11 protein-coding genes and 1 riboswitch are annotated in these 11,458 nt (G+C 41.1%); of the genes, 5 read left to right on the forward strand and 6 right to left on the reverse strand.

The annotated features are described in order from the left end of the window. Positions 1-15: 15 nt before the first annotated feature. Complete coding sequence (cudC, locus tag ACTJJD_RS12755; protein ID WP_045035275.1) at positions 16-573, reverse strand: choline uptake/conversion transcriptional regulator CudC; 558 nt, start codon at positions 571-573, stop codon at positions 16-18. A gap of 206 nt (positions 574-779) precedes the next feature. Between cudC and betB the strand changes: the two genes are divergently transcribed. Together betB and ACTJJD_RS12765 are read left to right on the forward strand one after the other, a co-directional pair. Then, positions 780-2,249 carry a betaine-aldehyde dehydrogenase gene (gene betB, locus ACTJJD_RS12760; protein ID WP_340937490.1) on the forward strand — a complete coding sequence of 490 codons (1,470 nt, stop codon included), beginning with the start codon at positions 780-782 and terminating at the stop codon, positions 2,247-2,249. A gap of 27 nt (positions 2,250-2,276) precedes the next feature. Next, positions 2,277-3,485: an iron-containing alcohol dehydrogenase gene (locus ACTJJD_RS12765; protein ID WP_035701121.1), complete on the forward strand. Its 1,209-nt coding sequence runs from the start codon at positions 2,277-2,279 to the stop codon at positions 3,483-3,485. A gap of 40 nt (positions 3,486-3,525) precedes the next feature. Here ACTJJD_RS12765 and ACTJJD_RS12770 read toward each other — a convergent pair whose 3' ends face one another. Continuing rightward, positions 3,526-4,005 (reverse strand): DinB family protein, encoded by a 480-nt coding sequence (locus ACTJJD_RS12770; protein WP_041091922.1) that lies wholly within the window; start codon positions 4,003-4,005, stop codon positions 3,526-3,528. Between the two features lie 205 nt (positions 4,006-4,210). Here ACTJJD_RS12770 and ACTJJD_RS12775 point away from each other — a divergent pair, with 205 nt between their 5' ends. Both ACTJJD_RS12775 and ACTJJD_RS12780 read left to right on the forward strand, forming a co-directional pair. Then, positions 4,211-4,741, forward strand: a complete 531-nt coding sequence (locus ACTJJD_RS12775) for a hypothetical protein (RefSeq protein WP_440608489.1) — start codon at positions 4,211-4,213, stop codon at positions 4,739-4,741. A gap of 11 nt (positions 4,742-4,752) precedes the next feature. Further along, a complete protein-coding gene (locus ACTJJD_RS12780) occupies positions 4,753-6,300 on the forward strand; it encodes a flotillin family protein (RefSeq protein WP_008344044.1) in 1,548 nt (515 codons plus the stop codon). Between the two features lie 31 nt (positions 6,301-6,331). Here the strand turns inward: ACTJJD_RS12780 and ftsW are convergent, their stop codons facing one another. The 3 genes from ftsW to ACTJJD_RS12795 are packed head-to-tail and all read right to left on the reverse strand — an operon-like array spanning position 6,332 to position 9,299. Then, positions 6,332-7,465, reverse strand: coding sequence for a putative lipid II flippase FtsW (gene ftsW / locus ACTJJD_RS12785; protein ID WP_440608490.1), 1,134 nt, complete (start codon positions 7,463-7,465; stop codon positions 6,332-6,334). Between the two features lie 5 nt (positions 7,466-7,470). Continuing rightward, a complete protein-coding gene (gene rodA, locus ACTJJD_RS12790; RefSeq protein WP_440608491.1) occupies positions 7,471-8,625 on the reverse strand; it encodes a rod shape-determining protein RodA in 1,155 nt (384 codons plus the stop codon). 14 nt (positions 8,626-8,639) lie between these two features. Then, a complete protein-coding gene (locus tag ACTJJD_RS12795) occupies positions 8,640-9,299 on the reverse strand; it encodes a DUF1232 domain-containing protein (protein WP_440608492.1) in 660 nt (219 codons plus the stop codon). 149 nt (positions 9,300-9,448) lie between these two features. Here ACTJJD_RS12795 and ACTJJD_RS12800 point away from each other — a divergent pair, with 149 nt between their 5' ends. Then, a complete protein-coding gene (locus tag ACTJJD_RS12800) occupies positions 9,449-10,003 on the forward strand; it encodes an N-acetyltransferase family protein (RefSeq protein WP_440608493.1) in 555 nt (184 codons plus the stop codon). A 241-nt stretch (positions 10,004-10,244) separates the two neighbouring features. On the opposite strand, the gene thiT is transcribed toward ACTJJD_RS12800, so the two are convergent. Then, complete coding sequence (gene thiT / locus ACTJJD_RS12805) at positions 10,245-10,820, reverse strand: energy-coupled thiamine transporter ThiT (protein WP_146270381.1); 576 nt, start codon at positions 10,818-10,820, stop codon at positions 10,245-10,247. A 96-nt stretch (positions 10,821-10,916) separates the two neighbouring features. Beyond that, positions 10,917-11,019: riboswitch (TPP riboswitch) on the reverse strand. Positions 11,020-11,458 lie beyond the last annotated feature (439 nt).

The raw sequence follows: 11,458 nt of genomic DNA on the forward strand, positions 1-11,458 counted from the left end.
ATGTAAACACATCGTCTATTTTTCTTTCTGATCAATCGGAATATAGTCAAAGATTTCTCCCGAATGAACCGAGTGGGCTAATCGTCTAAGCCAATCATAATAGGCTTTTGAGCTTTCAAGCTGTTCAATGAGCTGTTTCGCTTCCTCTTTTTCATGTTCCTCCGCCTGATCATCACGAGCTACATCTTGAAGGCGTTCTTGCGCTTCTTCAATCGCTGCTAGATTGACCTCAACCTCTCGTTCCCATTTTTGCGGGAAGAAGTTCATGAAAAACTTAAAAAAGTCTTTCTCAGCAACAAAGCTGTGTTTTCTTCGGCCACGGTGAAAGGTCTTTTTGACAATATTCATGTCTTGCAGTTTTTTCACACCCGTACTCATACTAGGCTTACTCATTTGCAGCTCTTCACGCATTTCATCCAGCGTCATTTCCTCATTTAAATACATCGTCCCATATAGAATACCCGCACTTCTAGTAATGCCATAGAGATCCATTGTTTCAGCGATGGAATCAATGACGAGATCTTTAGCAGCTAAAATGCGTTCTTCTGCTTGTGGCTGTTCCTGCTTTTTCATCTTGTCCCTGCTTTCTATTAAGTGAATTCAATACGTTCAAAAAAATCTTTATGGACTATATGTTAACGAAAGAATGCAAAATGTCAAAATAAATGAAACATATCTCCCTTTGACAGAAAAATTTGAACATGTTAAGTTAATTATGTTCAAAACGTTAAATTTTTATTTAACAAACTTACCAAAGAGAATCAGAGGAGGTTCCTTCTATGAGTCAAACACTATTTATCGATGGACAATGGGTTGGCGCTAAGAGTGGCGACACAAGAGATATCATCAATCCATTTAATCAAGAAGTGATCGCGACAGTCAGTGAAGGATCAAGAAATGACGCGCAGTTAGCCATTAAGGCAGCAAGAAAAACCTTCGATCAAGGTGATTGGGCAAACATGCCTGGACTTGAAAGAGGAAATATTGTGTTCAAAATTGCGGAATTGATTAGACGAGACTTAGATGAATTAGCCAAATTAGAATCACTTGATACGGGCAAAACATTAGAAGAAAGCAAAGCGGATATGGACGATATTGCGAACGTGTTCCAATATTATGCAGGTCTTGCTGATAAGGATGGCGGGGAAATCATTGCATCGCCTATTCCAAACTCAAAAAGCGAATTAGTCCGAGAACCTGTCGGTGTATGCGGTCAAATCACTCCTTGGAACTATCCATTGCTTCAAGCGAGCTGGAAAATCGCTCCTGCCCTTGCAGCTGGAAATACCATCGTACTAAAACCAAGTGAAATTACACCATTAACCACGATCAAAGTTTTCAAACTTATGGAAGAAGCGGGTGTTCCAGCAGGCGTTGCCAACTTAGTGCTTGGACCTGGAGCAACTGTTGGAGATGAGCTGGCTGTCAATGACCAAGTCGATTTAATTTCATTCACAGGCGGTATTGAAACAGGTAAGAAAATCATGCAGGGAGCCAGCGGGAATGTGAAGAAAATCGCCCTAGAGCTCGGCGGGAAAAACCCGAATATCGTCTTTCAAGATGCTGATTTAGACGTAGCGGTTGACCAGGCAATGAATGCTGTGTTTTTCCATGCAGGGCAAGTGTGTTCAGCAGGTTCACGCTTGTTAGTGGAAGAATCCATTCACGATGAATTTTTAGAAGAACTGGTGAAGCGTACGAAAAAAATCAAACTAGGCAACGGCTTTGATGAAGGAACCCAGAGCGGACCGCTCATCTCAGCTGAGCATCGAGAAAAAGTAGAAAAATACGTCAGCATCGCTTTAGACGAAGGCGCAACATTAGAAACAGGTGGGAAACGACCTGATGCAGAGGAGCTTCAAAAAGGATTCTTCTACTTGCCGACGATTTTCTCAGGCTGTACATCAGAGATGCGAATTGTACAGGAAGAAGTGTTTGGACCAGTCCTCACTGTCGAATCCTTCCGATCAGAGGAAGAAGTCATCGAGCTGGCAAATGACACGATTTATGGTTTAGCAGGAGCGGTGTGGTCTTCTGATATTGGCAAAGCCGAACGAGTGGCTCGTCAATTAAGATTAGGCACGGTATGGATCAACGACTTCCACCCTTATTTTGCCCAAGCACCGTGGGGTGGGTATAAACAATCAGGTCTTGGGCGTGAATTAGGACGTACGGGCCTTGAAGAATATACGGAACTAAAACATTTATATCGAAATACAAAACCAGAAGCGGTTCATTGGTTTAAATAAATATCACTTATCTGGAGGAGATTCTATATGACTTTAAATATGAAAATTGAAAGCATGCAAAAATTCCATACGTTTGAAATTCCGACTGTCATCAAGCACGGCATTGGTGCAGTGAAACATGTTGGGGAAGAAGTGAAAGCATACGGCGTTTCAAAGGTATTGCTTGTCACAGATCCTGGTATTTATCAAGCAGGTGTTGTAGATCCAGTGATTGCTTCATTAAAAGAAGCGCAAATCGATGTCGTTCTATTTGATAAAGTAGAGCCAAATCCGCCAGTCCGTCTAGTGAACGAAGGATCTGCTTTATATGAAAAAGAAGGCTGTAATGGATTAGTCGCAGTAGGCGGCGGAAGCTCAATGGATACAGCGAAGGCTATCGGTGTGGAAGCGACTCATGAAGGATCAGTTCTTGATTACGAAGCGGCTGAGGGGAAAAAACCGCTTGAAAATAGAATACCTCCGTTAACCACAATTCCGACAACGGCTGGTACAGGTTCAGAGGTCACGCAGTGGGCAGTGATCACTGACGAAGAAAGGGAATTCAAATTCAACACAGGTGGACCGCTCATTGCAGCTCACCTAACAGTGATTGATCCTGAGCTTCATGTATCTATGCCGCCGCATGTGACGGCAATGACGGGTATCGATGCGCTTGCGCACGCGATCGAATGCTATACGATGAAGTTTGCTCAGCCAATTACAGATGCGGTAGCGCTCATGGCCATTGAATATGCTGCTCATTATATTCGCCGTGCCTTTGCCGATGGAGAGGATTTGGAAGCAAGATATGGCATGGCACAAGCTGCGATGCTTGCCGGACTTTCCTATGGCAGTGAATCAGCTGGCGCAGCCCATGCGATGAGCCAAACGCTTGGGGGCATTATTCCAGTCGCACATGGTCAATGTGTAGCGGCGATGATGGGACCTGTCATGGAATATAACTGGAAAGGGTACCCAGAGAAATTCGCTCGAATTGCGCAAGCATTCGGGATTGATACAAGCAGAATGACAACAGAGGAAGCTGCAAAAGCAGCAGTGAATTGGATGTATGATTTAGTAGAAGACCTAGAAGTTCCTTCATTAGAAGAACAAGGTGTACCAAAAGATATGATCGACCGTTTATCTAAAGAAGCAATGAAAGATCCGCAAACAGTTGGAAACCCAAGAGACCTCAACGAAAAAGCATACAACTGGATTTACGCTCGTTGCTTTGATTTAACACCTAAAACAGTGTAACAATGAAAAAAGGCTCCCAAAAGGGAGTCTTTTTTACATCTTATAGCTGTTCTTTAATTTCTTTAATTTGATGAATATGGCGCTTTTCATGTGCGCCGATAAAATCAAGGTATTGCTTTAATGAAAGTTCTTCAAATACAGGATGTGCAATCACGCGTTTGAAATCTTCCTCTGTAAACGTTGATAAAATTTGATTTAATTTTTCACGAGCTGTATCAAGTTCATCTTTTAAATGTGTAGGTGTCACATGCTTGCGCTCTGGCTCAACAATACTAGGCGCGATGGCTTTTTTTGAACGATCCTCTGCCATTTCCACCGGCTTTGGCTCATATTCTTTAATCGGTGCTTTTTTCCCCTCGGCAGCTAGATGTTTTGCTGCAACTAGGTCCATCTTCTTTAAATGATCTGCAACTTCTTGAATACTCCAAGTATCATCAGATAATTTTTGATTTAATTGTTCTTCGCTCAATCCTTGCAGCTCTTGCCACAATTCTTGTCTTGCTTCATGTAATAAGCTCATTTCTCTCACCTCAAGATCAAATTTTATCATACTGGTACAAGACAATCATTCTTTAGCTATCCGAGAAATCCTTTAATGAATTGTGATGAAAAATGAAACCTTTACAAAAGTGGTTCGTATTACCTGTTAGAAGGAATACACTTGGATGTGAGCATAGTCTAAATGAATGAAAGGCTGCTCATTTCATAAAGAAAGGGTGAGGAAGATGGATGTGTTTTGGCTGCCTCTTCAGACGCTGTACTTATACATATTGATGGTATCAGGAATCCTGACGCTTGTTTTCGTCTTTTTTGGCGATGTATTTGATGGATTGTTTGAAGCGATTCCTGTCCCGTTCCTTCAACCAACATTGATCCTCGCATTTCTTACCTTTTTCTCGGCTGGAGGATTTATCTCTGAAAAAACAGCAATTGTAGGAAGTGGACTTGGCGCCGTATTATCTGCCATCCTCGCAGTGGTTCTCGTTACTTGTTTACATGTATTTGTCTTAGTCCCGCTTTCCTCTGCTGAAGAATCTCTTTCATATACGGAGGCCGACCTAAAAGGAAGAACTGGGGAGATCATTGTATCTGTACCAAAAGATGGGTTTGGAGAAGTGCTGTTAATTAGTAACAGCGGAAAAATCTCAAAGCCTGCCGTCAGTTTCGACGAAGAGGAGATTCCATATGGAACCCGGGTGCTGGTCGTCGAAGTGAACAAAGGTGTGTTATCTGTTATACCAAATGAAGAAATCTAGGAGGGAATGCTATGCCAGGAACAACCATATTAATTATTATTGGAATTGTGCTTGTGATTCTCATTGCACTTATTGGTGTATTTGTTTCGAAATACCGGACAGCTGGTCCAGATGAAGCATTAATCGTCACAGGAAGTTACCTCGGAAGTAAAAATGTCCACGTGGATGAAGGTGGAAACAAGATTAAGATTGTAAGAGGTGGAGGTACCTTTGTACTCCCTGTTTTTCAACAAGCAGAGCCGCTCAGCTTACTATCTAGCAAGCTAGATGTTTCAACGCCTGAAGTCTATACTGAACAGGGTGTACCGGTCATGGCGGATGGAACGGCCATCATTAAAATTGGCGGATCAATTGAAGAAATCGCCACTGCTGCAGAGCAGTTTTTAGGGAAAACAAAAGAAGATCGTGAAAATGAAGCAAGAGAAGTACTAGAAGGACACCTTCGCTCCATTTTAGGGTCAATGACAGTTGAAGAGATTTATAAAAACAGAGAGAAATTTTCTCAAGAAGTACAGCGTGTCGCTTCTCAAGATCTAGCGAAAATGGGTCTTGTCATTGTATCGTTTACAATCAAAGATGTCCGTGATAAAAATGGCTATTTAGAATCACTAGGTAAACCTAGAATTGCTCAAGTGAAACGCGATGCAGATATTGCGACAGCAGAAGCAGATAAAGAAACACGTATCAAACGTGCAGAAGCAGATAAAGATGCGAAGAAATCTGAGCTTGAGCGTGCCACTGAAATCGCTGAAGCAGAAAAAATCAATGAGCTGAAAAGAGCAGAATTCAGACGTGAACAAGATACAGCAAAAGCAAGCGCTGACCAAGCGTACGATCTTGAAACAGCTCGTAATCGTCAGCACGTAACTGAACAAGAAATGCAAGTCAAAATCATTGAACGTCAGAAGCAAATTGAATTAGAAGAAAAAGAGATCCAGCGTCGTGAGCGTCAATACGATTCTGAAGTGAAAAAGAAAGCAGATGCGGACCGTTATGCTGTTGAGCAGTCGGCTGCGGCGGAAAAAGCGAAGCGTCTTGCAGAAGCAGATGCGAAGAAATACAGCATTGAAGCAATGGCAAAAGCAGAAGCAGAGAAAGTTCGGATTGACGGGCTTGCCAAAGCGGAAGCCGATCGTGCAAAAGGGGAAACAGAAGCAGAAGTCATTAGGTTGAAAGGACTTGCGGAAGCAGAAGCGAAAGAGAAAATTGCAGAAGCATTCGAACAGTATGGTCAAGCGGCGATTCTTGATATGATTGTGAAAATGCTACCTGAATATGCGAAACAAGTATCTGCTCCACTTTCTAACATTGATAAAATTACAGTTGTTGATACAGGTGGTAACGGGGAAGGCAGCGGCGCCAACAAAGTGACCGGCTATGCGACAAACCTTATGTCCAGTCTTCAAGAAAGTCTGAAAGCTTCCTCTGGAATTGATGTTAAAGAAATTATTGAGAATTTCTCTGGCAAAGGCAATGTGAAACAAAGCATCCAAGAACTGACGAATGAAATCAAACAGCCAAGAAAAAAAGAAATCGCTGATCGTCAAATAGAAGAATAAAAATCAAAAGACACCTTCTGATAGAGGGTGTCTATTTTACTTGGGGCACATGCCGGTGTCTTTTGATAGATGAAGAAAGATTCACAAGAATGCCTGCAGATATCATCATGAACACCAATGAAGATCCGCCGTAGCTAATAAAGGGAAGAGGAATGCCTGTAATGGGGAGAAGCCCAAAGACAGCTCCTAGATTAAAGGCTGCTTGAATCATAATTTGAAAAGTAAGTCCGATCGTTAATAGCTTTCCAAATGGATCTTGTAAACTTTGAACGATTCGAACGGCGCGATACATGATGAGTAGGTAGGCACCCATCACAAACAACAGCCCCATGATTCCCAGCTCTTCACTGATGATGGCCATAATAAAATCTGTATGGGCTTCAGGAAGAAATCCTAGTTTTTGAATGCTTCCGCCTAAACCATTCCCGGTCAGTCCTCCTGAATCCATGGCGAGATAAGAATGAATCAGCTGATAACCATCTCCATCTTCATACATGAAAGGATCACGAAAAGAAGTGATCCGTTTCAAACGATAAGGAGCGGTCACAGCAAAAAAAGTGATCCCTGCCGCAGCAGTCGAACCTAGTAGAATGAGGTGGCGTGTTTTAAGTCCAGCACATAATAAGACGATACCGCAGCTCAATAAAATAGAAACTGCTGTACCTAAATCTGGCTGTTTTAAAATCAATAAAAAAGCTAGACTTAAAAGAAGAAGTGGAGGCAGTACTCCTTTTTTAAAGGATGTGATGTACGCTTGTTTCCTTGCATATACATAGGCGAAATAGATGATCATCACTAATTTCACAGCCTCAGACGGCTGGATGATCAGAGAGCCCAATTGAATCCATCGCTGTGAATTGTTTTTGACAACACCGATTCCAGGAAGCAGGACAAGGAGAAGACATAACAATGACAGCATCACAAGACACCGAATCCATTTACGGTAAACTTGATATGGAACCAGGGCCGCAGCGATGAAAAAGAAGAACCCAATCAAAAGCCATTGCCACTGTTTCATGAAGAAGTAGCTGCCCTGTCCATATTTTATTTCGCCTAAAGGATAACTCGCACTGTACACCATCAGTAATCCAAAGAAACAAAGACAAACAATCGTCCCAGCAAGAATGTGGTCGATTTTTTTTAGGTGAGAAAGAATCAATGACATCACCTTCAATCCCAGTTACGTCCAAACATGTAGGATGAGGACCTCAGATTGACACTAAATACAAGGCCAATGGCGATCATATTGGTTAAAAGCGCACTGCCCCCATAACTGATAAAAGGAAGGGCAAGACCAGTCACAGGCATTAGCCCTACTGTCATCCCAACGTTTTGGAAGACTTGAAAGACGATCAGCCCAACCACCCCAGCACATATATAAAGCCCATAAAGGGTATTCGCATGCATTGCCACATGAATCATTCGATAGACCATCATAAGATATAAACAGATCAATAGGGAGGCGCCGATAAAACCAAATTCCTCGCCAATGACTGCAAATATAAAATCTGTATGGGCTTCAGGGATATTTCCCACTTGTACTTGATTTCCTTTTGTATACCCGCTTCCTGATAATTGCCCTGACCCAATGCCAAGCATTGCTTGTTTCAGTTGATACCCATATGTCGAATCAAATTCATCTGGGGAGAGCCACCCATAAATGCGATCAAGCTGATGAGGTTTAATCACTTTTGTAAAGTGCTCAAAATGTTCATTGTGCAAGTAGGTCAAAAATGCAAGAAGCACGAGAAAAGAAGCGATTAATGCAGCGATCATCTTACTTGAAATGCCTGACACAAGCATCAGTGTAAAAGCAATAGACAAGATCACAAGTGCCGTCCCCAAATCTGGCTGAATTAAAATCAGGAAAAAAGGAACAGCGGTCCAGCATATGATGTTCATTGTAGGAATCATGCTTTCTTTAAACGAAAAGCGCTGATGTTTGTATCGATTTAAAATAGCCGCTAACAGAAGAATGACAAAAATTTTCATAAATTCTGATGGTTGCACTTTCATGGGTCCCAAGCTGATCCACCTTTGAGAGCCATTTTGATTCGTGCCAAAAAAATGAACGAGAATGATGAGGAAGAGACCACCTGCAAATAATCGAAAAGATAACCGCTCAAGCAGTTCATAATCAAAGTAAGCAACTGCCGCCATAAGGCCAAAGCCGACGATATACCAGAAAACTTGTCTTTTGACGAAATAAAACATATCTTGCGTTTCATACTGTCCCGATCCGCTATACACAGCCAGCAGGCTGATCACAAAGAAGCAAATGACAGTGAATAATAATGCGAAGTCAATGCTGTTCTGTTTTTTCATGTCTCCGTCACCTGCTATGACCTATTTGTCAGTTGGTTTAATACGACCTGCACCGCTGCAGCGTCATCAATATAGCCGATCGGAAAAATATAATCTGGTATTAAATCAACGGGCATAATGAAGTAAAATAATGCGCCTCCCATCAACATCAATTCTCGAGAAGTACCCCGTCCGCTCATGAACGAGCTGTACATGCTTTTCAATTGATCAAGAAATGGCCCAACACCGCTTATCGTATCTATCTTTTTTTCAAAATATGCCGAGATCGTTTCTTTTCCCTCATCTGATTGACTATAGGTCTCATATTCATTTAACTTCTGTTTCAATTCATTCTCGCTGAACGTCCCGTCATAGACATCATGATCTTTCAGCGTTCGCTCAATCTCTTCTACTGCTTGAATGAACGTATTACCGTGAACTCTTTCGTTTTTAATAGAAAATCCAGCCGTGGTCAATAGATGATCTAAAGAAATGTGTAGAGCATCTGAAAGCCGCTGTAAATGGTTCAAAGTCGGTTTTCTTTTTCCGTTCATGATTCTAGACAGTGTGGCTTTATCAATTTCTGTTTGTGTACTGAGTTCTCTTAATGAAAGAGAACGTATTTGCAGTTGTTCTTTTAAAAACTGCCGAAGCTCAGTTGTTTTAAATTCCATCTCTTTCTTCACCCTTTTCATAAAGTTCAACTCTTCAATAGAAGAAGTCGTACCCAATATATAGGGGTGTTGACAAAATGTCAACGAATATCCATTAAGGATTGAATTTTATAAAATAGCAACTTATCATATGAAACATAGAGTAAGAAATGGCTAAAAGGGGTGTGCAGATGAAGGTTAGACATGCAGTACATAATGATATTCCTAAAATTGCCGAAATTCATGTGAAGAGCTGGCAAACGACTTATCATGGCATTATTTCACAAGAGTATTTAGATGCTTTGAATGTAGAGGAGCGGGAAGAGAGCTGGAGAAGCAAGTCACTTGAAGGCACGTTTGTCGCAGAGGATGCTGACGGAGTATTTGGTTTTGCTTCCTTCGGAAAACAGCGTGATGAGAGATATTCAATATATGATGGTGAGCTTTATGCCATCTATTTGTTGCAGAGAAAACAGAAATCAGGAGCGGGGATGGCTTTGATTGCAAAAGGTGTGGATTATTTAATAGAGAAAGGCTATCAGAATATGCTGCTCTGGGTATTTGAGCAAAATTCAGCAAAGCAATTTTATCAAAAGCTTCAACCTAGTTTTGCCGTCACCAGCCAGTTCGAGCTGGCTGGTGAGAACCATGAGGAAATAGGGTATGGATGGGAACTGTCTGTACTAAGTGATCATGTTCAACAAATTATATCGTCAGCTTCCAATAATAATGAGAGAAAAAAGTAAAAAGGGTGGCGAGTAAAATATAAGATATAAAAGGAGAAGCCTCTACTTTCCCTTTCACACCTGCTATTTTTAATGCCTCATAGAAACTTGCCAAAAAGTAGGCGAGACTGAGGATGTAACAGCACAGCATAATGGAGTAAGAATTCATTGTCGTACCTCCAGCATGAAATCTTCTACTATTAATAGATTCAATAGAGCAGCAAATTATGCATAAAAAAAATAACCCGCTGAAACAGCTGGGTTATTTTTGTCGAGGAAAAACCAAACGAGACGCACTAGGGATGAGTAAACAAAGAACAATACTACAAATGATAAATGAAGGAATCATATATGTGCTGTTATAAACTAATGAATACACCCAACCTGGTGTTCCTTTTGGTGCATAATGAGAAAAGAAGACTACACCTGAAATAAAGAACGTCAGCAGTCTAAAGAAACTGGCGACAAATACAGCTAGGATAATATAGAAGAATTGTTTCTTTCGCTTTTTATCCTGAATGGCTTTTTTAATTGGTCCTGAGAATAGCCCGCTTAAACAAATCACAACAGATGCGACAAAGTAATCGAGAAATCCTTGTACAGGTGTGGCGATAATAGGATTGTTCATCAGCTGCAGTCCTGCGATTAACACACCGATGATAAATCCAGCAGACACGCCCCATCTAATGGACATGAGAATGACAGGAATCATGATCAGTGCAATTGACCCGCCGTTTGGCATTCTTAAAAAGAGACCTGATAAATAATCTAAAACAAGTGCAAGAGAAGTCATGATGGCGATCTCCATCAGTCGTACTAATTGATTTGATTGTTGCATAAAAAAATCCCCTTTTCACGAATTGTGCAAGGAGAGACCATGTCAGGATGAGTATGTGATTCATAGAAAAACATATCGGCTTGCATACATGCATGTATGCAAGTGATTCCACATTCCTACTTCAGTATTAACTGACAGGTTCAAAGGGTCAGAACAACGAATTGTTCACTCTCAGCACGAGGCTCCCCCTGCGGTTATTAAATTTCAATCTATTATAAATATACTAAAGACCTACAGGATCAACAATAGTGAATTACGGAGTTAAGCCCTTTTTGTACGAATATATAGGAAGAGATCAGGAAAAATAAATTATTTAGAAAAAATACTTGTTTCTTCTTTTAAAAGGTGTTATATTTGTATTCGCCGCTGAAACAGCGCGGTTGAGAAATAACATTCAAGAAAAAAGTTGTTGACTTCATCTTGATAGAATGTTATATTAATAAAGTCGCCTCTGAGCGATAACGAAGATGATCTTTGAAAACTAAACAAGACAAAACGTACCTGTTAATTCGAGTTTTTATAAAAAATCCTATGATACATCATAGGTAGTCAGTCAAACTGGCGAGGCAGGAAATGATCACATGCTAAGTTCGCTACATCGTGTAGCAACGCATGTGTGATATGCATCCTGCATACCT

The organism is Bacillus sp. 22446, from assembly GCF_052044955.1.
GTDB classification, from domain to species: domain Bacteria; phylum Bacillota; class Bacilli; order Bacillales; family Bacillaceae; genus Bacillus; species Bacillus altitudinis.

Coding starts and splice junctions, on each gene's coding strand:
- ACTJJD_RS12765 (WP_035701121.1), top strand. CDS start 2,277: ATGACTTTAAATATGAAAATTGAAAGCATGCAAAAATTCCATACGTTT.
- cudC (WP_045035275.1), bottom strand. CDS start 573: ATGAAAAAGCAGGAACAGCCACAAGCAGAAGAACGCATTTTAGCTGCT.
- ACTJJD_RS12780 (WP_008344044.1), top strand. CDS start 4,753: ATGCCAGGAACAACCATATTAATTATTATTGGAATTGTGCTTGTGATT.
- ftsW (WP_440608490.1), bottom strand. CDS start 7,465: ATGTCATTGATTCTTTCTCACCTAAAAAAAATCGACCACATTCTTGCT.
- rodA (WP_440608491.1), bottom strand. CDS start 8,625: ATGAAAAAACAGAACAGCATTGACTTCGCATTATTATTCACTGTCATT.
- ACTJJD_RS12795 (WP_440608492.1), bottom strand. CDS start 9,299: ATGAAAAGGGTGAAGAAAGAGATGGAATTTAAAACAACTGAGCTTCGG.
- thiT (WP_146270381.1), bottom strand. CDS start 10,820: ATGCAACAATCAAATCAATTAGTACGACTGATGGAGATCGCCATCATG.
- ACTJJD_RS12770 (WP_041091922.1), bottom strand. CDS start 4,005: ATGAGCTTATTACATGAAGCAAGACAAGAATTGTGGCAAGAGCTGCAA.
- ACTJJD_RS12800 (WP_440608493.1), top strand. CDS start 9,449: ATGAAGGTTAGACATGCAGTACATAATGATATTCCTAAAATTGCCGAA.
- betB (WP_340937490.1), top strand. CDS start 780: ATGAGTCAAACACTATTTATCGATGGACAATGGGTTGGCGCTAAGAGT.
- ACTJJD_RS12775 (WP_440608489.1), top strand. CDS start 4,211: ATGGATGTGTTTTGGCTGCCTCTTCAGACGCTGTACTTATACATATTG.